Genomic DNA, 21,585 nt, shown 5'->3' with positions numbered 1-21,585 from the left:
CGGGTTAGGCGGTGACCCTTGGGCCACTCATGCAGCCATGTCTCATGCTGTCTCGAATCACGTTGTTGACGGTGCAAGCATCGCCGTCAAATCGCTCAGTCCGAGCGTGGCGGGCGCGCAACACTCAATCAGGTATAGCAGTCGCTAGGGCTATATGCATTTAGTGACACGGCCACCCGATCTTTGCGGTCGCAAGTCTTTACCAAGTGTCGTTTCTCGGCAAGGCTGATCATTGAGGCACTCACGCCGCGAGGATTGAAGAATGCTTAACCAGGCAGAAACACTCTACCCATCTCTGACCCCTCTTGCGGTCCAGGTCCGCTGGAAGGTTCCAACCGAATTTCCGGCGTGCCCGGACGAATTCACCGACGACGCCCTTCTTCTTTATGAATCGCGCCTCTCTTTCGGAAGTATCTTCGCGCGCAACCAGCTCTCCACGAGCCTCGTCGTCGACCGGAATCTCAAGGACGATGACCTGATCGTACTCACTCATTTTGCCGGCGACGCCATAAAGAATTGGGCAGTGGCCCACATTTCAATCCATGATGGCCTTTTCCATCACCGAAGCGAATTCACCTTCTTCAGTCTCAAGGGCGCTCTGAAGCACTTCTGCGAACTAGCTGGAGAGGACCTTGGCGACTCGATCGATGACTATTGCTGATGACGTATCAGCTGATGTCGATGCAGAAATGTTGCTGCATATTGACGATTCCGGTTGAGCGTGGGTGTCGAGTGTGAGCGATGACCTTGTGACGTCGGTCAGGTTCGAAGTCATGGTGCCAAGCAGTATCAATAAGGATGATGCCGGAGGGGCCAAGATGGAACATGAGAACCTGCTAGTCGTCGGTGCCGACTTCTCGAAAATGCGCACGCGCTGAATACGACGTGGTGATCTGCAGACCGGAGGTGCGTTTGAGTTCCATATAGACCTAAACTCGCTATAAGATACGCATCATGCGTTGGAGTTGCACCTCCGGGCTGTGCGCAACGTCGTGGCGGATGACTCCTTTCTACCCAGTGGTCCGCAAAGCCGCCTGTCAGCTTGCGGGCCCAACGCGGTCATTTCGGAACATGCAAGCAGACTAAATAGCGATTGGAACTCAATAACCACGCGGCCACAGCGTTCATGGTTTGTACTTCTAAAGTCGCATAATTGGCAGACTGGAACATGGAACTTGGGTCGCGAGGTGGATCAAATGCGTTACGCAGGGTCGCAGAACGCGCAAGAGACATTGCAGGTCATCTATAATCGAGCTGTCGGCCCAGCCGACTTCCTATTCGTGCCAGTGAGCAATGGCAATCGTACCAGCGACAGCACCCATTGCTCGCTGCTGCTCGTTGATGGCCGCAACCCGGAGCGGGTCGCCTATCACCACGACTCCTCCCGGACAGGGCCACAACGACGAGCCTGCAAACCAGCTCGCAAGGGTGCTGAACGGCACCTTCGAGGCAGCCCCCATGACCCGACAGCCGAATGCTTATGACTGCGGCGTGTTTGTGTTGGCACGTGGGCGCCGATTGGACAATTGATGGCCGGGCAGCGGCGCCGGGTCGCTGCGACGACCTCGTCGCCGACCGGGCAGGCGCTGCAAGACCGGCTGAGGCGGCGCTTCCACACGGGATTTGTCTAAAATTCCAAGGGGGATTTGTGGAGGTATGACGCCGACAGGCCGCCTACCGCCAGACTACCCCGCTCATGAACGCGACGCCGGCAGCACTCCCATCTCCTTGAGCAACCAGGCAGCGCCGTCAATCTTGTCCATGGTCCAAAGCATGAAGCGACTGTCGACATGGATGCTTCGACTGCGGTCTGCGGCATATGCCCAATCGGAGATCACTCCATCGAGCGTGCCATCAAAGGCGAGACCGACGAACTCGCCGCGCCCATTCAGCGTGGCCGAGCCGCTATTGCCATTGGTAATGTCGACCGTGGACATGAAGTCGACCGGCAAAGTGCCCAGCTCCGGCGCGACATAGGGGCCATAATTCTTGGCCCGGATCGCAGCGACGGCGGCGGCGGGCGCATCAAACTCGCCCTTGCCAGTGTGCTTGGCCAGAAGTCCCTCAGCCGTGGTGAATGGCGTCCAGATCTGCCCGTCGCGTGTTCGCCCCGACACCTTGCCCCAGGTGATGCGCAGCGATCCATTCGCGTCGGGATACACCGGCCGGCCAATCGCCTGCCAGTAGGCGCGCAGGCCCTGCATATAAGTCGCGCGCGCCGCCTGCGCTCGGCCAGCGCGGTCCTTCGCCGCGCGCTCCGCAGCTATGTCGCCGGGATAGAGCGCGACCGCCAGCTTGATGAAAGGATCGTCCGACGCCTCGAAGGCAGCAGCCCGCTTGTCGAGCCAGCCGAGCCGCGTGGCCGTGTCGGCGAGTTTGGTTTCTGCATAAAGTCGGTCAAGGCCGATTTGGTCCAGAGCCGTTTCGAACGCAGTATCGCGGTCCTTTGCGTCTAGCCGGCGATATTCATCGAGCGCGGCCTCAAATAGCTTGCGATCGATGTCGGGCAGGTAACCGCGTTCGATCTGCGTCAGTTGATCCACGGTCTGGTTACGGTCACGATCCTGAAAGCCGCGTTCGCGGTCTTCATCGAGCTTCTCGTGCTCCTTGGCCCAGCGATACAGAGTGCGCGCGGATGAGAGCATTTGCGCGCGGTTCAGCAGCGCCTGGCGCAGCCCCTCGAGCGAGGCCTGGCTATTCTCGTCCACCATGGCGCCCAGTTCGCCGATCGCTGCGCCATAGCGCGCCTGCCGCGCGGGATCGTCGGCGACCCAGTCGAGATAAGCTTTCTCCTCGATCGCCTTGCGCACGTCGAGCCCGATCGCATTGGCCCCGGCGAGATCGCCCGCCAACTTCTTCTTGTAGTTTTCCACGCCTTGCAGGATGGAGGCGTAGCGGATCTGCGCTTCTCGATTGCCTGCCGTGGTTTGGTTTATCTGGGCCGCATAATCCGACAGCAAATGCTGCAACAGCGGTTCGTACCGCGCGAAATTGAACCGTACTTCATCCGCCGTGCGGAACCGATTGGTTTCTCCGGGAAAGCCGACGACCATGACGAAATCGCCGTCTTGCACGCCTTTAGAGGCAATGCGCAGCCAGCTCTTCGGCCGGTAGGGCACGTTGTCGCGCGCATAAGGCCGGGAGGAACCATCAGGAGCGACATAAGCGCGGTAAAAACCGAAGTCGCCTGTGTGGCGCGGCCACGTCCAATTGTCCGTTTCGCCGCCGAAGTTACCGATGCCGAGCGCGGGCGCATAGACTAGGCGCACGTCCTGAATTTCGAGCTTCTGCTGGAGATAGTAGGAGGCGCCGCCATAATAGGACTCCACGTCGCAGCGGCGATTGGGCTGTTCTTCACATGCGGCGATCAGCGCCTTCCGGTTCCTGTCGAGCCGCTCATAGCGGGCAAAGCCGTTCAGCTTGTCCGATACGCCCTTGAGCATGTCGGCGGTCACATCACGGATATCCTCGATCACATAGATGCGGCTGCCGGGCACCGCGGGTAATTCTTCACCAAGGCTTTTCGCTAGAAATCCCTTGGTGAGATAGTCTTGACTCTCCTTGCTGTTGTACTGGATCGATTCCAGCACGCAGTGACGGTTGGTCGCAACCAGTCCTTGCGGACTGACGAAGGAAGCTGAACATCCGCCCAGTGATACGATCGCGTTGAGCGGGGCAGTGTCTAGACGGCTGAGCTGCGCGGGATCAAGCTGGAGTCCATTCGCGCGCATGGCCGCGCCAAGTTCCGTAATCTGGGCCGGCATCCACATGCCTTCGTTCGCCGACGTCCAGAGCAAGTTCATAGCGGTGGCTTGGGCCAAACGACTAAAATTCGAGTTCATGCTGATCTCGTTCCCATTCTGTGTATTGTTCTCCGCTGATCTGGATCGATGAGCTATCGGGCTGACCGGCGTCCGCAAGCGCCTGCGCGGCAGCCACTGGGTGAAGAGTGAGTGGACGGTCAACACAAAAATCTGGGTGACGCTCCCCTCACATTGTATCGGCAACGTTTGCGGATCATCCGTTGCACTAATCGTGCCAAAGGATGCCTGAGACGCCCTTCGGGTCCCGCGGAGAAGTCATTCGAGACGCCTCTAACAATATCTCCCGCATTGCGGGCCGGCCATTGGAGCGCCTCGTCAATAAAGCTTTCAATCACCTACGTGGTAAGGGCCTTGCGTGTCCGACCTCCGACATTTGGGTCCGACCTCCGACATTTGGTTGTAGACCCGACACTCTCGTCCTCGCTCGCGACGAAGCCCACTGCCGAACAGCCGTCGTTAATTGTGAGAATGCGTGCTATCGTTTCTGTTACGTGCGGTGTTGCGCGAGGACGAGGGTGCGAGGAGTGCCCGGACTTCCCCTTGCCGCAAATCCGCTCGGCGCTTGGCGACATAACCCGGCGGACTATGTGCGCGAGTGCCGGCGTGAGGCGCGAAAGTAAATCTGGGATGAAACGTCGACCATCCGAATCGAGCATGGAAACCTCATCAAAGCGACAACCGCCAACCGGGTTCGCGAGGCAGGCGCGTTCGTCGTCCCGACGAACATCACCTTTGCTGTCGTCGCTCGGGACGGAGCCAGATACGGCATGTCCGCCGAATCCCTTGAAAAGGTGAGCTTCGTTCTCGATGCCGGCTTGTCGGCGCTCGAAACGCTTCAAAGCGCTGGCGTGACCATGGGCTACGGCTCCGATCTGCTTGGCCAGATGCATAGGCACCAATCAGAGGAATTTCTTCTGCGCGGCCGCGTTCTCAAGCCTCGGGACGTGATCCGATCCGCGACGGTGGATGCTGCCCGCGTGCTCAACATGGAAGGCCTCATCGGCACCATCGCGCCTGGCGCTCACGCAGATCTCATCGCCGTCTACGGCAATCCGTTGAAGGACCTCGCGATTTTGTCCGATCCCGCCCGGCTTCGAAAGATCATCAAGGGCGGGTGAGTGGTGAAGAATGAATAACCAGACGCAGGTAATCCGTTGCCATTCAGGGGAATTACGCAACACATATACAGGCAGGAGCACAACAGAACGTATTGAGCAGCTACCGATGGTTCCGAAGGCATGACGCTGCGATTGCCGCCTTCGTGCTGCCGGTGCTCAAAACTCTCAATCGTCCCTGACCAGCCTTGAAATCTCGGCGCTAATATCGGCTCCTTCGTAGGGCAATGCCTGAGGACGTTTCTCGCACGCCTAGCCGTCATAATACACGCGCTCATTTGATTGCGTGGCATCGGTGGAGAGCGCTGTCACAAACGGCTGGACGACATTCCTCATATCGCGCCGGCGGAGCCTGTTTTCACCAAAGTCGAACTCGCGGGTGACGCCTACGGCCCCTGCCAAGTTAATCCCATTTGAGATCGAATGCGGTGGGCGTGCCGCTCCTAGCAGCGCCGTTTTTCCCATTGACGTGAAAACATCAGAACAAAGTACCTTATGTCTACAGATTTCGTAGAATATCGTTTGGTTTCGGTGGTGGCCTATGGCGCATGTGTGGGAGATAGATGACTTGGCACGATTATCGGTTCTTGGAATATCCGGCGGTGTAAGCAACCCGTCCCGCACCACGGCGGTCGTCAATGCGCTGGTCAAGGCGGTCGCGTTGCGCCTGCTTGCCGACACCGGTCTGATTGAGATCACGGAGGCAGCACCGTCGCTTTTCGCCGGACTATCCCGCGGCGCACTTGGCGCATCTGGAGAAGCGATTATCCAGCGTGTCGAGAAGGCCGATTTGCTCGTGGTCGGAACGCCTGTCTATAGGGCTTCCTACACTGGCGCTCTCAAGCACCTGTTCGACCTGGTCGACTATCGCGCGTTGACGGGCAAGACCGTGCTTCTCGCGGCGACCGGCGGGAGCCCATACCATGGCCTGGTGCTCGAACATCAGCTCCGGCCATTGTTCGGCTTTTTTGGCTCTGTCACCGTCCCTACGGGCGTCTACGGCACGCCCGACGATTTCGTCGATGGCGAAATCGTCGGCGCAGCCATCATCGAGCGTATTGCAAGGGCCGCTACCGACGCGGTCTCCTTGCTCAACTCAAGTCACGCAAATGCCGCCGTCGCCACCCGCGTCGGCTGAGCCAATCAACAGGGGAAACGACGACATGAGTTCGCATTCCGACGCCATCAAATTCGCCTACTGGGTCCCGAACGTCTCCGGCGGCCTGGTCATCTCCAACATCGAGCAGCGGACGGGTTGGGATATCGACTACAACCGCAAGCTCGCCCAGATTGCCGAGGCCAACGGGTTCGACTATGCGCTGAGCCAGATCCGTTTCACAGCCGGCTATGGGGCCGACAACCAGCACGAATCAGTCTCGTTCAGCCATGCCTTGCTTGCCGCGACCACAACGCTGAAGGTCATCGCAGCGATCCTGCCCGGTCCGTGGAACCCTGCGCTGGCGGCCAAGCAGATCGCTACCATCAACCACCTGACCAATGGCCGCGTCTCCGTCAATGTCGTCAGCGGCTGGTTCCGAGGCGAGTTCGCCGCGATTGGCGAACTCTGGCTCGATCATGACGAGCGCTATCGCCGGTCGGAGGAATTTATCCGAGCGTTGCGCGGCATCTGGACGGAAGACAGCTTCACGCTGAAGGGCGATTTCTACCGCTTCACCAACTATTCCATGAAGCCGAAGCCGATCGAGCCCTTGCCCGAGATATTCCAGGGCGGCTCGTCGCGAGCCGCTCGCGACATGGCGTCTCGTGTCTCCGATTGGTATTTCACCAACGGCAATACCCCGGAGGAGATCCGGAAGCAGGTCGACGACATCCGCACCAAGGCGAAAGCCAACGGCCACAAGGTTAGGATCGGCGTCAACGCTTTCGCCATCGCCCGCGAGAGCGAGCAGGAAGCGCGCGCCGTGCTCGACGAGATCATCGCCAAGGCGAATCCGGAGGCGGTGCAGGGCTTTGCCGATCAGGTCAAGAATGCCGGCAAGGCCTCGCCGGAAGGCGAAGGCAATTGGGCGAAGTCGTCCCTCGAGGATCTCGTTCAGTACAATGACGGCTTCCGCAGCAATCTCATCGGCACGCCGGAACAGATCGCCGAACGCATCCTGAAACTGAAGGACGCCGGTGCCGACCTGATCCTGCTCGGCTTCCTGCATTTCCAGGAAGAGGTCGAGTTCTTCGGCAAGCGCGTCATTCCTCTGGTGCGCGAACTGGAAGCAGCTCGCGACAGGGAGCTTGTCGCCGCGGAATAGGACGGGCGCGGCCCACGGGGCCGCAGCCGACACGCCTTCAAAAGCAGGAATGTTTCATGATTGGTGCTTCGCTGGGAGCGGCCGCATACGAGCGCGCGTCCGAAATTTCCGCCATCCTCGCGGTGGCTAACCCCGTCGGCGACAGGCGTCTGGCACGCCTGTCGTCACGGCCGGATGTGGTTCTCGCGCTGAGCGGGATCGGCATTTCCTTTGGCGGGGTCAAGGCGCTGAGCGATGTTGATCTCGAAGTGGAAGTCGGCGAGATCCGCGCGGTGATCGGCCCCAACGGCGCCGGCAAGTCCTCACTGATCAACATCATCAGCGGCCTCTATCACGCCGACCGCGGCAGGATTGCGATCGGCGGGCAGTCCTTCTCCCGGGTGCCGGCGAGCCGTCTAGCACGGCTCGGCGTTGCGCGAACCTTCCAGAACCTGGCGCTATTCGGCGGTCTGTCCGTGCGCAACAACATCGCGTGCGGCCGCGTCCACACCAGGCGCGCCAGTTTCGTCGAACATATTGCAGGTCTGCCACGCGCCCGGAGCGAAGATGCGGGAATCGCCGAAAAGACCGATCAGATAGTCGCCTTCCTGCATCTCGAAAGCGTCGCCGACCGCCTCGTCGCCACCTTGCCTTACGGCCTGCAGAAGCGGGTCGAGCTGGCGCGCGCGCTGGTCGCCGAGCCGAAGCTGCTGCTGCTCGACGAGCCGATGGCCGGCATGACGGCGACCGAGAAGGCCGAGATGGCCGGCTTCGTGCGCGCCGCGCGCGACCGGCACGGCGTCACCATCATCCTGATCGAGCACGACATCGGCGTCGTCATGGGCCTCTCCGACCGCGTCGCCGTGCTCGACTACGGCCGCAAGATCGCAGACGGGACGCCGGCCGAGGTCAGGGCCGATCCGGCAGTGATCCGGGCCTATATCGGCACCGCCGAGGGCGAGAATGGCGAGGACATCTGATGAGCTACTATGATTTCCTCTTCGTCATCGAAGTGCTGGTCGGCGGCCTGCTCTCTGGCGTCATGTATTCGCTTGTCGCCATAGGTTTCGTGCTGATCTACAAGACGTCGGGCGTGCTGAACTTCGCGCAGGGGTCGATGGTGCTGTTCGCAGCGCTCACCTTTGTCAGCCTCGTCGAACGCGGCATCCCCTTCGCGCTTTCGCTGCTCATCACCTTCGCGGTCATGGTCGCGCTCGGCTTCACCATCGAGCGGACCGTGCTCAGGCCACTGGTCAACCGCTCGCCGATGACGCTGTTCATGGCGACGCTGGGGCTCTCCTACATCATCGAAGGTGCCGCCCAGCTTATCTGGGGCACGCAGGTGCACGGGCTCGACCTCGGCATCGACGACACCCCCTTCGAGGTCGGCGGCATACTGATCTCATCCTTCGACCTGCTGGCGGCGGCGATCGCCGCCGCCATGGTCGCAGGCCTCAGCGCCTTCTTCTATTGGACGCGGATCGGCCTTGCGTTTCGCGCCGTCGCCGACGATCAGTTCGCGGCCCTCGCCGTCGGGCTGCGGCTGCCTCGCATCTGGGGCACCGTGTGGACGGCGGCCGGCTTCGTCGCGCTGGTCGCCGGACTGTTGTGGGGCGCGCGTCTCGGCGTCCGGTTCTCGCTGTCGCTGATCGTGCTGAAGGCGCTGCCGGTGCTGGTGCTTGGCGGCTTCGATTCCATCCTCGGCGCCATCGTTGGCGGCCTCATCATCGGCGCCAGCGAGAAGCTGGCCGAGGTCTATCTCGGCCCGTTCGTCGGCGGCGGCATCGAGGGCTGGTTCGCCTATGCGCTGGCGCTGGTTGTGCTTTTGGTGCGCCCCTCCGGCCTGTTTGGCCAGAAAACCGTCGAAAGGGTCTGAACCATGGCCGTGCAAGCTCTCGACGCCGCAAGGCTTCCAGTCGACTGGGCGAAACTCGTTCAGAAGCTGGCGTTGGCGACCGCCCTGTTCGTCGTCGCCTACGGCGTGGTCCCTGCCTATGCTTCGGGCTATCTGGTCGAGGCGATCCTGCTGCCATTCCTGGCGCTCAGCCTGGCGGCGGTCGGCCTCAATTTGCTGACCGGCTATTGCGGCCAGCTCTCGCTTGGCTCTTCCGCCTTCATGGCGGTGGGCGCGTTCGGCGCCTACAATTTCAACCTCAGGGTCGAAGGCCTGCCGCTGGCGGTGACCATGATCCTGGCCGGAATTTCCGCCGCCGGCTTCGGCGTCGTGTTCGGCCTGCCCAGTCTCAGGCTGCGCGGCTTCTACCTCGCCGTCTCGACGCTCGCCGCCCAGTTCTTCGTGCAATGGGCGCTGACCAAGTTCGGCTGGTTCTCCAACGACAACCCGTCCGGGGTGATCTCGGCGCCGCACCTGGCCGTCGCCGGTCTTTCGCTCGACAGCGCGACCGGCCGCTATTTGCTTTCGGTCACCACGGTCATGGTGCTGACGGCCCTCGTCTGGCGCTTGGTCAACAGCGCGACCGGTCGCAACTTCATCGCCGTGCGGGACAACGAAACCGCCGCACGCGTCATCGGTGTGCCGGTGCTGCGAACCAAGCTTCTGGCGTTCGCCATCTCGTCGTTCATCATCGGTATCGCCGGCGTGCTGTGGGCCTTCACCTATCTGCGCACCGTCGAGCCGGCAGGCTTCAATCTCGACCGCTCATTCCAGATCCTGTTCATCATCATCATCGGCGGGCTGGCCTCGATCCGTGGCGCGTTTTGGGTGCGGCGTTCATCGTTGTCCTCCCGCTCTTTCTGTCCCGGCTCGGCGCATTCCTGTTCGGCGGCCTGTTCGATTCGGGCGTTCTCGACATGAGCCAGCGCATCGTGCTCGGCGCCATTATCATCATCTTCCTCATCGCGGAACCGAGCGGGCTGTCGGCCCTCTTCGACCGCCTCAAACGACGGATCGGCTCAAGGTCCAGCTGATTGCCGCTCAACTTCCTCCTCCGCTCGGACCAACCCATCAGGAGACGTAAGCAATGACCTTCTTCAGTCACCTAAGAAAAGCGGCGATCGCCACGGCCTTCGTGCTCGGCGCGACGGCGGTTCACGCCGAAGAACAATACTTTCCCCTGCAGAGCTACCGTGTCGGTCCGTATGCGGCCGGCGGAACCGGCTTTTTCGGTGGCTTCATCGACTATCTCAACCTGATCAACATCCGCGACGGCGGCGTCAATGGCGCCAAGCTGGCCTGGAGCGAAGGCGAGACGCAATATGAGGTCGAGAAGGGCGTCGAGGTGTATGAACGGTTGAAGAGCAATCCCGGCATCGCTGCCTGGAATCCACTCTCGGTCGGCATCGCCTATGCCATGATCGATCGCATCACCGACGACAAGGTGCCGCTGATCACCATCAACCACGGCCGCACAGACACGACCGACGGGCGGGTGTTCCCTTACGTCTTCCCGCTGCTGCTCAATCCTTACAGCGAGACCTCCGGCATCGTGAACTACATCGCGTCCAAGGAAGGAGGCCTCGACAAGCTCAAGGGCAAGAACATCGTCGTGCTCTATCACGGCTCGCCCTATGGGAAGGAGACGATCCCGATCTATGAGCTGCTGTCGCAGAAATACGGCTTCGAGCTGTCGCAGATCGAGGTGCCGCATCCCGGCAACGAGCAGCAGGCGCAGTGGCTGACCATCCGGCGCGAGCATCCTGACTATGTCGTGCTGCGCGGCTGGGGCGTGATGAACCCCGTCGCCTTGAAGACCGCGCAGAAGACAGGCTTCCCGGCCGATCACATCATAGGCAATGTCTGGTCGAATTCCGAAGAGGATGTCATCCCCGCCGGCGATGCCGCCAAGGGCTATACGGCCATCACCACCCAGGCCTCGGGTGAGCGGTATCCGGTGGTCCAGGAGATCGTCAAAACGGTCTACGGCGACGGCAAAGGCAATCTCGAGGACAAAAGCCGCATCGGCTCGGTCTACCACAATCTCGGCATCGTCAATGGCATCCTCAATGTCGAGGCGGTCCGCATCGCACAGGCCAAGTTCGGCAACCGCACGCTGACCGGCGACGAAGTGCGTTGGGGCTTCGAGCATCTCAAGCTCGATCCGGCGCGCGTCGAGGCACTCGGCGCCAAGGACCTGTTCCACTCGATCAACGTCTCCTGGGACAATCACGAGGGTGACGGCTACGTGACCTTCCAGCAATGGGACGGCAAGAAGTGGAATGTCGTCTCCGACTGGATCGCTCCCGACTGGAAGCTGCTGCGTCCGATCATCGAGAAGTCGTCCGAGGCGTATGCCAAGGAAAAGGGCATCAAGATCCGCACGGCCGAGGACGCCGACGCGGTGGTCAGCAACTGAATTTGGTATGGTGCGGCCGACAAATCTGGCCGGCCGCGCCATCCACCTTCCCGAGCGGAGTCATCGATGTCCATCCCGGAATACCCGATACTGTCAGTTAGCAGCGTGGAGGCTGTCTACAACGGCGCCATCGCCGCCCTACACGGCGTCGACTTGTTGGTTGGCAGGGGCGAGATCGTCGCGCTGCTCGGCTCCAACGGTGCCGGCAAGACGACACTGCTGCGCGCCGTATCCAATCTCCTCCCGGCCGAGCGCGGCGCCATTACCGCCGGTCGGATCACCTTCGGTGGCGAGGATGTTTCAAGGGCAAGCCCCTCGCACCTAGTCCGCAGCGGCCTTGTCCAAGTCCTCGAGGGCCGGCATTGCTTCCGCTCGCTGACGGTCGAAGAGAACCTCTTCACCGGCGCGCTCGGACGCTCGTCCTCTCGCACGGGCGTCAAGGCGGACCTGGATCGTGTCTATTCACTTTTCCCAAGGCTCGCCGAGAAGCGGCGAACCCGGTCCGGCCTCACTTCCGGGGGCGAGCAGCAGATGACGGCTATCGGCCGGGGTCTGATGTCGCGGCCGAAACTCTTTGTTCTGGACGAGCCGTCGATGGGGCTGGCACCGCTGATCGTCGACGAGATCTTCAGCGCCCTGAAACGGCTCAACCGCGACGAAGGCCTTTCGATCCTCGTTGCCGAACAGAATTCGGCGGTCGCGCTGAAATACGCCGACCGCGCCACCGTGCTCGAGAACGGCGTCAGCGTGCTGGAAGGATCGGCTGCCGACTTGCGCCAGCGCACCGATATCAAAACCTACTACCTCGGCGGCGCGCCGCTTCCACCGCAACATTTTCCCAAGGAGACAGCAGCATGACCATCCAATCCAGGCAGGCGTCGGATAGCCGCAGTGCCGTCCCGCCGGTCGAACGACCCTCTGCCAAGGCGCATGTGATCAAGGCCGATGCCGAGGCAATCGCTGTCGCCGAAAAACTCGCCGCCGAATTCGCCAGGGATGCCTCCAAGCGGGATCGTGAACGCATCTGGCCGAAGGAAGAGCTCGATGCGTTTTCGCAGAGCGGCCTGTGGTCGATCAACGTGCCGAAAGCCTATGGCGGGCCGGAGCTCTCCTATGTGACCCTGTCGAAGGTGATCACCATCATCTCGGCGGCCGATCCGTCGCTCGGCCAGATTCCGCAGAACCATCTTGGCGTCGTCGCCGCTATCCGCACCGTCTCCGACGAGGCGCAGAAGAAGCTGCTTTTCGCTGAGGTGCTGTCCGGCACGCGCTTCGGCAACGCGTTCTCCGAGTTCGGCTCCAAGCGCGCGGCCGACTTCGAGACAAAGTTCGTCGACGCCGGCGACCATGTCGTGGTCAACGGCCAGAAATTCTATTCGAGCGGTGCTCTGCTTGCCCATCTGGTTCCGATCGTGGCGCTCGATGACGAGGGGCGCGCCTGGTATGCCATCGCCGATCGCGGCGCGCCCGGACTGACGGTGATCGACGACTGGTCGAGCTTCGGACAGAAGACGACTTTGTCCGGCACGGTCCTGCTCGACAATGTCAAGGTGCCCAAAACGCATCTTGTCCCCGGCTACAAGGGCTATGACAGGCCGACGGCCGACGGCGCCATCTTCCAGATCATCCAGGCCGCGGTCGATCTCGGCATCGCCAAGGCGGCGATCGACGAGACTGTCGGCTTCGTGCGCACCAAGTCGCGCGCCTGGATCGACAGCGGCGTCGATCATGCCTGGCAGGATCCTTATACGATCCAGGCGATTGGCGACCTTCGCCTGCGGGCCAACGCGGCAGAGGCGGTTCTGGAAAGGGCCGGGCTTGCGGTAGATCGCGCCGTGGCCGACCCGAACGAGAAGACCGTCGCGGAAGCGCAGATCGCGGTTGCCGAATCCAAGATCCTCACGACAGAGATCGCCATCATTGCCACGAACAAGCTGTTCGAGCTCGCCGGCACACGCTCGACGCTGGCCGAGCACAATCTCGACCGGCACTGGCGCAACGCCCGCACCCACACGCTGCACGATCCGGTGCGCTGGAAATACGCGATCCTCGGCAACTACTACCTCAACGACGTAAATCCGCCGCTCCATGCCTGGAGCTGAGCGAAGCGCCTCCAAATCACAGAGGACCATTCATGAGCATTGCCACTCCCGACAGGATCAAGGTCCTGTGGTTTCTGCCGACTCATGGCGACAGCCGCTATCTCGGCACCTCAGAGGGGGGGCAGGGCGGTCGACTTGCCCTATCTCACCCAAGTCGCGAAAGCCGCCGATGCCATCGGCTACTATGGCGCGCTGCTGCCGACAGGACGCAGTTGCGAAGATAGCTGGGTCGTGGCGTCGGCGCTGGCACCGCTGACGCAGCGGCTTCGCTTCCTTGTCGCCGTCCGGCCGGGCCTGCAATCGCCGACGCTAGCCGCGCGCAGACCTCGACGCTCGACCGCATTTCCAGCGGACGGCTGCTCATCAACGTCGTCACCGGCGGGGATCCGGTCGAGAACAAGGGCGACGGCATCTTCCTCAGCCATGACGAGCGCTATGAGGTGACGCGGGAATTCCTCGACATCTACAAGGCGGTGCTTCGCGGCGAGACCGTAGCGTTCGCAGGCAAGCACTTCCGTATCGAGGACGGTCGCCTACTGTTTCCGCCCGTGCAGACGCCACATCCGCCGCTCTATTTCGGCGGCTCGTCCGATGCCGCTAACGCGGTCGCCGCCGAACAGATCGACAAATATTTGACCTGGGGCGAACCGCCGGCGGACGTCGCGGCAAAGATTGCCTATGTGCGCGGTCTTGCCGAGAAAGCCGGGCGCCAGGTGACCTTCGGCATCCGGCTGCATGTCATCGTCCGCGAGACCAATTATGAGGCCTGGGCCGATGCCGACCGCCTGATCAGCCGCCTGGACGACAACACGATAACCGAGGCGCAGAAGGTTTTCGCGCGCATGGATTCCGTCGGCCAGTCGCGCATGAGCCGGCTTCATGGCGGCCGCCGCGACAAGCTCGAAATCAGTCCGAACCTGTGGGCTGGCGTTGGCCTGGTGCGCGGCGGCGCCGGCACCGCCCTGGTCGGCGATGCGGCGACAGTTGCGGAACGGATCGACGAATACCGGCGCATTGGCATCGATAGCTTTATCCTGTCCGGCTATCCGCATCTGGAGGAGGCCTATCGGTTTGGCGAACTGGTGTTGCCGTTGTTGCCGCTCGATCATGAAATCTCGACGCGCCCGACGGCAGTGAACATGGGACCGTTCGGCGAAACGGTGGCCGGCGACCATCGGCCTTCGGCACTGCGCGCGAGTCAGTCTTGAGCGCCAGAGACTTGGGCAGGGGACCGGTCGTAGCCATCATCGGTGGCGGCTTTTCCGGTGCGGCGACCGCGTTTCATCTTGCGCGGCTGCTGCCCGCCGGTGCTGCCGATATCGTGGTCGTCGAGCCCAGAGAGGGGCTCGGCTATGGTCTGGCCTACTCGACGGCCGATCCTTCACACCGCATCAATGTGCCGGCGTCGAGAATGACGCTGATCTCCGGCCAGGACAGCCACTTTGCCGATTGGCTGGAGCAGACCGGCGCGATTCTCGACGATGCCGAGGCTATTGCCGCAAATGGAGCACTCTACCCACAACGACGCGTTTTCGGGCGCTACGTGGAATCTTATCTCCAACCCTTTCTGTTCGGCAAAGTGATCCGTCATGTCAGGTCCGCCGTCGCGTCAGTCGAGCTTAGTGGCCAGGGCTACATCCTGATTCTCGCTGATGGAAGGACGCTCGCAGCCGACGCCCTAGTGATTGCGGCGACGCATCCGCCACCGGCCTTGCCATCGGCCCTGCGGTCTGTGGCTGCTGCTGCCCGGCTGGTGGCCAATCCCTATGATCTCGGAGGGCTGCAAGCGATCGGCCGCGACGACCAAGTGCTCGTAGTCGGCACTGGATTGACGTCGGCGGATATCATTGCCACGCTGGACCGCAATGGGCATCGTAGCCGCATCGTCGCGCTGTCACGTCATGGTTATCGTTCGCGCAGCCACGCGGTGCTCCCGGGCGACCCGATTGGTGATTTCATCAGTCTGCCTTCACGCAGCGCAACAGTGATGCTCAGACGCATCCGGGCCACGATCCTAGATGCCAAGCGTCGGGGCGAAGACTGGCACCCGGTCCTCGATGCCGTCCGACGTCAGGGACAAATCATCTGGCAGGCCCTGCCGCTCGACGAGCAACGCCGCCTCGTGCGCCATTTGCGCACGCTGTGGGATGTGCATCGCTTCCGCATCGCGCCACAGGTCGCGGACGTGCTCGATCGCCGCGTTGCCGAAGGCATGCTCGCCTATCGCGCCGCATCGATCGTCGGCGCCGAGCAGGTCGACGGGCGCATTCGGGTCACGCTGCGGCCAAGGCGCCAACCCACTCAGACAACCGAGACGTTCGACAGGGTGGTCGTCACGACCGGGCCGGCGCATGCCGATATTTTCCGGACCAACACAGCAATTGCCGATCTCGGGCGAATGGGACTGGTCCGGCTAGACCCGATTGGCCTTGGCCTGGCGACCGACAGCCAAGGCCGTGCGGTCAGCACTTCCGGCCGACCGACCGACAGCATTTTCGTCAGCGGGCCGCTGGCGCGCGGCAGCGTTGGCGAATTGATGGGAATTCCCGAAGTCACCGCGCATGCCGAGCGTATAGCCGCTGAAATCCACCAATGGCTTGGATACCAAACGGCGTTGCGTCGTAAGGCGTCGTGAAGCTGCAAACACGATGAGGCTATCCAGATGACACTCACCGAGCGTATTGCGAAGGTGGAAGCCCATCGTGTCGTAAATAGGCCACTGGTCGCGTGCCGCTCCTGGCGCTTTTAGCAGATCCGCTCGACCTCGGAGGTGCCGATCTCCATGCCCAGACTTCGCACCGGCGTCCACCGCTTTGATGACGATCCGAGACGATCAGCCCACCGCGGCGGGTCGAGAAAGCACTGGGCGGGAAGACGCCTACAGCGAGGCTGCTCGCCTTGTGGCCGCAGAGAGGGAAAGAATCTGCCGCCGGACATCGACTTCAGTGGTTTAGAGAAGGCGGCTCGGCAGCGACCTCTGCGTGAACCCAGACGCCTTGAAAAGCCCGATGCGTCCGGATTTTGGCGGTGATCTTCATCAAATGCGATGAGCTGCAATTTCTGGCGACGGCCACGCTAAGGGCGGGCCTCCAGCACCATGTTGAACGGTGTCTCCGCGGCGCGACGCAATCGCTTGAAGCCGCCACCGGTCACCACCTTGCGCAGCCTCGCCTCACCGGCCTGGGCTCCAAGCGCGAGCCCGACTTCCTGCGACACGGACGCGGGCGTGCACACGAACGTGGAAGCGGCATAGTAAACGCGTCCGACGGGATTGAGGTTCGCCGCCAGATGATCATGCGCGAACGGCTCGACGATCATCCACGTGCCATCCGGCTTGAGCGATCCGTGGACATGGGTGGCGGCGCCCGTCGGGTCGCCCATGTCGTGAAGGCAATCGAAGAATGTGACGAGGTCGTAGGTTCCGGGATAGCTCTTGGCGGCGGCGACGTCGAACCGCGTGTTGACGCCGACGCCGGCTACCTCGGCCGCCTTGCGGGCGCGCTCAATCGAAGGGGCATGATAGTCGAAGCCGACGAAGCGCGAAATTGGGGAAGGCCTGTGCCATGAGCACGGTCGATGCACCATGACCGCATCCAACATCCGCGACGTCCACGCCGCGTTCGAGCTTCTCGACGACGCCCTCCAAGGCCGGCAGCCAGGAGTCGATCAGATTGGCATTGTAGCCTGGACGGAAGAACCGTTCCGTACCGCGAAACAGACACGCGCTATGATCGTGCCACCCGACGCCATTGCCGGACGGAATGCCTGCCTCACCTTTTCTTCATCGAGCCACAGCGCGGACAGGAACTCGAATGCGCCTGCCATGAAGGCCGGGCTGTCTTCATCGGCGAACACCAGCTCTTGCTCGGCGTTGAGATAGAATTTGTCGCTCGCTTCGGTGGTCGGGAATGACAGCCACCTCCATGCCGTTGAAAAGCAGGAAATCCGTCACGTTGCCCTCGTCGGTAACCGGCGGAGCCGGAGTGGTCGTCACCAGGGCAAGCCCTGTCGCAGCAGGTATCCTAGGGCAGCCCGTCAGAACATCGATGACTCCGGTTGTGGTGCCGGGGCGGGCGATCAGGGGCCAAGTGATTGTTCCGAGGCGGCTGTATGTTGTGGTAAGGTGATCATGCGAATTCTTGTTGGTCGGTCACGTGTTTTGCGGATGACCCGCATGTACTGTGCCAAATGAGAAAACCATTCAAACGCAATCCAGTAGATCTGACTGTATCCGACATTGTCGGAATTTGGACATCGCCGAACGCGAAGCGCTCGGGGCTTGTGACGATACTTGAGCGTGCTGCTTCGGAGGAGGGATGCGCCTCGAACCGGCCGCGAGGCCTTTTTCTGGCAACGGATATTCCGGCCGGGTTAGGCCGCGAGGAAAGCGACGGTGAATAAGAGGTAGAGGACCAACCGTTTTGAGCGGGTAGTTGCCGTGTTGCGCCCCCACGCAAAGGCCAGCACCACGGAGCAGTATTTCTGGTGGCGACACTACAACGCCTTTAAGTGCCGGTTACCCGTTTTTACCCGATGCTGGATACGACTACAACGACTCCTTCCCGAGCCTGCGTGCGGCGCTTACCTGGAAGATGGAAGCCGGTCAGATCGCAACGGGGGAGGGCGGCCAGATCTGGGCAATCCCGCATGCATTTGAGAACATCCAGCTGTTCTACCGCCTGTTCCCGCCAACGGCGGAGATCACGCCGTGTCACCCCAAGCACTTAAACCCAGCGTGCCGATGGCAGCCGAAGGACCTGGCGCGCGCGCCTCGTCCGGTTCGGCTTCGCTGGAGGGGCGTTCCATCGACTGTTTCAGCCTTGCAATCATCCAGGCGCTGGCCAAAAGCCAGATGGAGCGCCGGCTCAGGAACCGGCGCAAAAACTCGAGCCTGCCGGCGCTGATCGAGCTGGTGCTGGCGCGGCCGCTGGTGTCGGCAGGTCTGGTCGCGGCCGAGCTGAAAATTAGCCAGCGTGCTGCGCTCGGGCTGGTGCCGAACTCGGCATCCGTGAGGTGACCGGCAGGGGCGCTACCGGACGTGGGGCCCCGTTTAGCTGCGGCGGGCTTTGGCGAAAGCGACAGCACTGATGATTTTTGCTGTACGCTCATTCTCCCTCATCTGCGCGTTGACAGAAAACCAGCAGCCGAGGGTCACTGCACGCTGTGCTCCCGCGATTTCCGGAAAACCAATGAAGAACGACTTTGATCTATCGCGCGGGACGTATCATTCAACCATGTCGAGAACGGGCGTGACGGCACGTACACTATGGACCAGAGAACTTTGTCTGGCGACTTTGCGCACGCCTGCAGAACTCTTCGGAAAACTTCCTTCTGTTGATCCAATGATCGTAATGAGCTGGAGTGGCATCGCCGCTCTCCCCGGTTCTTGCTCTCTCAGTTGAACTTGATGCTGGCCTGCACGAACACGCCGTAGCGCTTTGCCTTCCAATCGTCGGCCTGCGGGGAACCACGACCGCCCATTGCCTCTTCGAAATGAGCCGTGCCGTTATTCGCCACGGCCCAGTAGCGGGCGCCGACGCCGATGTTGAACAAATCCGTGACCTTGTAGTTCAACACCGCCTCGAGCTGGACGCCATGCCCATCGCCGTCTTCGGGAATTAGCTTGATCTTGGGGCGCATGTGGTGCTGATCTTTGCCGTCGAGCCGCGTGAAGAGGAACGCCACGTCACCAGAAAGGCTGAGTCGCGCGGTGAGTTGCGTCTGCCCGGCCAAGCCGAGTCGCAGCGAATGCCAATCGTTGTCCTGGCTGATGAGGTTGACGTAGGTCGGGACGGTTGGCACACAGGTCCTCCAGTTGGTCGCCTGCTGCGTGCAACCGAAAGCGTCGTAGCTCTCGTGCCAGAAATTGTTGCCAACAAAAGCACCGATGCGGTAGCGCGGCGCGTTCAAGAAATTATATCCAAGATCGGCGGTGAAATAGCTGACGCCGCCCCCGCGCTGATCACTGAATGTGTTTGAGTAGCCCCCCATTTCCGTAAGAAGTCCTCGTCATGAGAAAACCCTCCCTGATGCCGCCGGCACCGAGGAGGCCTTTACGAAAATGCCAGTCGGATTGTGGATCGCGTTGAAGAAGACTTCACTCGAATGCGCGTCTAGATCGTCATAGGTGAGCCGCGAGACCGGTGACGTACCTTTATGATTGTAAAGGTCCTTCGATGCTTGCCGGTACTGGGCCAGTAGCGTAGTCCACCCTCGAACGAAAAGACTGAGGCCGCCGCCCCGGCTACCGACGCCGACTCGAAATCACCGGCACTCGACGGCGGTTCGGAACTCCTCGGTGCCGCAGCGCCGGCCAAGCCGGGCCCGGTGAAAAATTCGTCGTCGAGGGCAAGGCGCCCGCTGCTTCGCCCGGCCGCGCCGACGATTTTTCTTGGCCGCCAAGGCGGCAGCCTGCGGCCGCGGCCACAACCGAAACGACCACGGCGATCGTCCGTAAACCTGCCCCCGGGACACCTGAAGGGCAAAGCGCCCTCAGATGGCCGCGGGAGTAGCGTTTCCAAACGGTCTCAGCGCGGCAGCACGCTCGATCCCATCAGCGCCTCGTCGATCGAACGCGCTGCCTGACGGCCCTCGCGGATCGCCCAGACGACCAGCGATTGACCGCGGCGCACATCGCCCGCTGCATAGAGCTTTTCGACGCTGGTCTTGTAGTCGCGATCATTGGCCTCGACGTTGTTCGAGCGGCGGCTGTCGATGGCGATCTTCATCTGGCCAGCCAGTTCCGACACTGGCCCGACCGCGGCCGGCCCAGCAAAGCCGATAGCGATGAAGGCGAGATCCGCGCGGATAACGAATTCCGTGCCGGCGATCGGCTTGCGCTTTTCATCGACCTCGCAGCATTTGACGCCGGTCAGCGCGCCGTCCTCGCCGATGAATTCGAGCGTCGCCACCTGGAACTCGCGTTCGGCGCCTTCCGCCTGCGAGGACGAGGTGCGCATCTTCGTCGCCCAGTAGGGCCAGACCGAAAGCTTGTCTTCCTTTTCCGGCGGCTGCGGCCGGATGTCGAGCTGGGTGACACGAACGGCGCCTTGGCGGAAGGCGGTGCCGACGCAGTCGGACGCGGTGTCGCCGCCGCCGACGACGACGACATGCTGGCCGCCGGCGACGATCGGCGGCGACGGCCACGCCACCGACTGGATCGGCTCGCCGCCGATGCGCTTGTTCTGCTGCACCAGGTAAGGCATCGCGTCATGCACGCCATCGAGATCGTCGCCGGGAATGTTGGCCGGGCGCGGCGTTTCCGAACCGCCGCAATAGAGCACCGCATCATATTCGGCGAGCAGCTCCGCCACCGGCTTGTCGACGCCGACATTGATCCCGCAATGGAAGCTCACGCCCTCGCCTTGCATCTGCTCGATGCGCCGGTCGATATAGTGCTTCTCGATCTTGAAGTCGGGGATGCCGTAGCGCATCAGCCCGCCCGGCCGGCTCTCGCGCTCATAGACGTGAACGTCGTGACCGGCGCGGCCAAGCTGCTGGGCGGCCGCCATGCCGGCCGGCCCCGAGCCAATGATTGCGACGCGCCTGCCGGTTTTCCTTTCCGGCGGATAGGGCCGGATATGACCGGTTTCATAGGCCTTGTCGGCGATTGCTTGCTCGATCGTCTTGATGGCGACCGGAATGTCCTCGAGGTTCAGCGTGCAGGCTTCCTCGCAAGGCGCCGGACAGATGCGGCCGGTGAATTCCGGGAAATTATTGGTCGAATGCAGGTTGCGGATCGCATTGTCCCAGTCGCCATTGTAGACGAGGTCGTTCCAGTCCGGGATCTGGTTGTGGACCGGGCAGCCGGTCGGCCCGTGACAGTATGGAATGCCGCAATCCATGCAGCGCGCGGCCTGTTTCTCGACCTCCTTGTCCGACATCGGCAGCGTGAACTCGCGAAAATGCCGGATGCGGTCGGAAGCCGGCTGGTACTTGTGCACCTGCCGGTCGATCTCGAGAAACCCTGTTACCTTGCCCATAGTCCA

Annotated in this window: 14 protein-coding genes and 4 pseudogenes; 14 read left to right on the top strand and 4 right to left on the bottom strand. The window is 61.9% G+C overall.

All coding sequences use genetic code 11. The features are described from left to right. The first annotated feature begins 262 nt into the window (after positions 1-262). Entirely contained in the window at positions 263-661 is a 399-nt protein-coding gene (locus EN857_RS00190) for a hypothetical protein (RefSeq protein ID WP_091600482.1), read from the top strand. Positions 662-1,694: 1,033 nt separating this feature from the next. On the opposite strand, the gene EN857_RS00185 is transcribed toward EN857_RS00190, so the two are convergent. Next, positions 1,695-3,842: a S46 family peptidase gene (locus tag EN857_RS00185; protein ID WP_091600481.1), complete on the bottom strand. Its 2,148-nt coding sequence runs from the start codon at positions 3,840-3,842 to the stop codon at positions 1,695-1,697. A 602-nt stretch (positions 3,843-4,444) separates the two neighbouring features. Between EN857_RS00185 and EN857_RS00180 the strand changes: the two genes are divergently transcribed. From EN857_RS00180 to EN857_RS00130, 11 genes and pseudogenes are all read left to right on the top strand, one after another. Beyond that, on the top strand, positions 4,445-4,942 hold the full coding sequence (locus tag EN857_RS00180; RefSeq protein ID WP_342028483.1) for an amidohydrolase family protein: 498 nt from the start codon (positions 4,445-4,447) through the stop codon (positions 4,940-4,942). A gap of 538 nt (positions 4,943-5,480) precedes the next feature. Further along, complete coding sequence (gene msuE / locus EN857_RS00175) at positions 5,481-6,077, top strand: FMN reductase (protein WP_091600480.1); 597 nt, start codon at positions 5,481-5,483, stop codon at positions 6,075-6,077. Positions 6,078-6,102: 25 nt separating this feature from the next. After that, on the top strand, positions 6,103-7,203 hold the full coding sequence (gene sfnG / locus EN857_RS00170; protein ID WP_091600500.1) for a dimethylsulfone monooxygenase SfnG: 1,101 nt from the start codon (positions 6,103-6,105) through the stop codon (positions 7,201-7,203). Positions 7,204-7,259: 56 nt separating this feature from the next. Beyond that, positions 7,260-8,162 (top strand): ABC transporter ATP-binding protein, encoded by a 903-nt coding sequence (locus tag EN857_RS00165; protein WP_091600479.1) that lies wholly within the window; start codon positions 7,260-7,262, stop codon positions 8,160-8,162. Then, on the top strand, positions 8,162-9,058 hold the full coding sequence (locus EN857_RS00160) for a branched-chain amino acid ABC transporter permease (protein WP_127318264.1): 897 nt from the start codon (positions 8,162-8,164) through the stop codon (positions 9,056-9,058). Before EN857_RS00165 ends, EN857_RS00160 begins: the two co-directional genes overlap by 1 nt. Before the next feature lie 3 nt (positions 9,059-9,061). Next, a pseudogene (locus tag EN857_RS00155) lies at positions 9,062-10,110 on the top strand (branched-chain amino acid ABC transporter permease). 53 nt (positions 10,111-10,163) lie between these two features. Continuing rightward, the gene (locus EN857_RS00150; protein WP_091600477.1) at positions 10,164-11,495 is read left to right on the top strand and encodes an ABC transporter substrate-binding protein; all 1,332 of its coding nucleotides are present in this window, start codon (positions 10,164-10,166) and stop codon (positions 11,493-11,495) included. 66 nt (positions 11,496-11,561) lie between these two features. After that, positions 11,562-12,353 (top strand): ABC transporter ATP-binding protein, encoded by a 792-nt coding sequence (locus EN857_RS00145; protein WP_091600476.1) that lies wholly within the window; start codon positions 11,562-11,564, stop codon positions 12,351-12,353. Further along, entirely contained in the window at positions 12,350-13,597 is a 1,248-nt protein-coding gene (locus EN857_RS00140; protein ID WP_095517101.1) for an SfnB family sulfur acquisition oxidoreductase, read from the top strand. Before EN857_RS00145 ends, EN857_RS00140 begins: the two co-directional genes overlap by 4 nt. Before the next feature lie 32 nt (positions 13,598-13,629). Then, positions 13,630-14,805, top strand: a pseudogene (gene ssuD, locus EN857_RS00135) (FMNH2-dependent alkanesulfonate monooxygenase). Then, complete coding sequence (locus EN857_RS00130) at positions 14,802-16,232, top strand: FAD/NAD(P)-binding protein (RefSeq protein WP_091600474.1); 1,431 nt, start codon at positions 14,802-14,804, stop codon at positions 16,230-16,232. The pseudogene ssuD and the gene EN857_RS00130 overlap by 4 nt, the downstream one beginning before the upstream one ends. Positions 16,233-16,672: 440 nt before the next feature. Here EN857_RS00130 and EN857_RS00125 read toward each other — a convergent pair. Then, positions 16,673-17,494, bottom strand: a pseudogene (locus EN857_RS00125) (class I SAM-dependent methyltransferase); the annotation flags it as partial. Positions 17,495-18,305: 811 nt separating this feature from the next. Here EN857_RS00125 and EN857_RS00115 point away from each other — a divergent pair. Continuing rightward, positions 18,306-18,614: a helix-turn-helix domain-containing protein gene (locus EN857_RS00115; RefSeq protein WP_236473435.1), complete on the top strand. Its 309-nt coding sequence runs from the start codon at positions 18,306-18,308 to the stop codon at positions 18,612-18,614. A gap of 377 nt (positions 18,615-18,991) precedes the next feature. On the opposite strand, the gene EN857_RS00110 is transcribed toward EN857_RS00115, so the two are convergent. Beyond that, positions 18,992-19,588 (bottom strand): omptin family outer membrane protease, encoded by a 597-nt coding sequence (locus EN857_RS00110; RefSeq protein ID WP_091600473.1) that lies wholly within the window; start codon positions 19,586-19,588, stop codon positions 18,992-18,994. A gap of 276 nt (positions 19,589-19,864) precedes the next feature. Here EN857_RS00110 and EN857_RS35415 point away from each other — a divergent pair. After that, positions 19,865-20,109, top strand: a pseudogene (locus EN857_RS35415) (hypothetical protein); the annotation flags it as partial. A 15-nt stretch (positions 20,110-20,124) separates the two neighbouring features. Here EN857_RS35415 and EN857_RS00100 read toward each other — a convergent pair. After that, positions 20,125-21,579, bottom strand: coding sequence for a glutamate synthase subunit beta (locus tag EN857_RS00100; protein WP_023798073.1), 1,455 nt, complete (start codon positions 21,577-21,579; stop codon positions 20,125-20,127). Positions 21,580-21,585: the final 6 nt, after the last annotated feature.

It is taken from the genome of Mesorhizobium sp. M4B.F.Ca.ET.214.01.1.1 (assembly GCF_004791545.1).
Classification (GTDB): Bacteria; Pseudomonadota; Alphaproteobacteria; order Rhizobiales; family Rhizobiaceae; genus Mesorhizobium; species Mesorhizobium abyssinicae.
The sequence above is the reverse complement of the archived record's forward strand: the minus strand, read 5'-3'. Positions and strand labels throughout refer to the sequence as shown.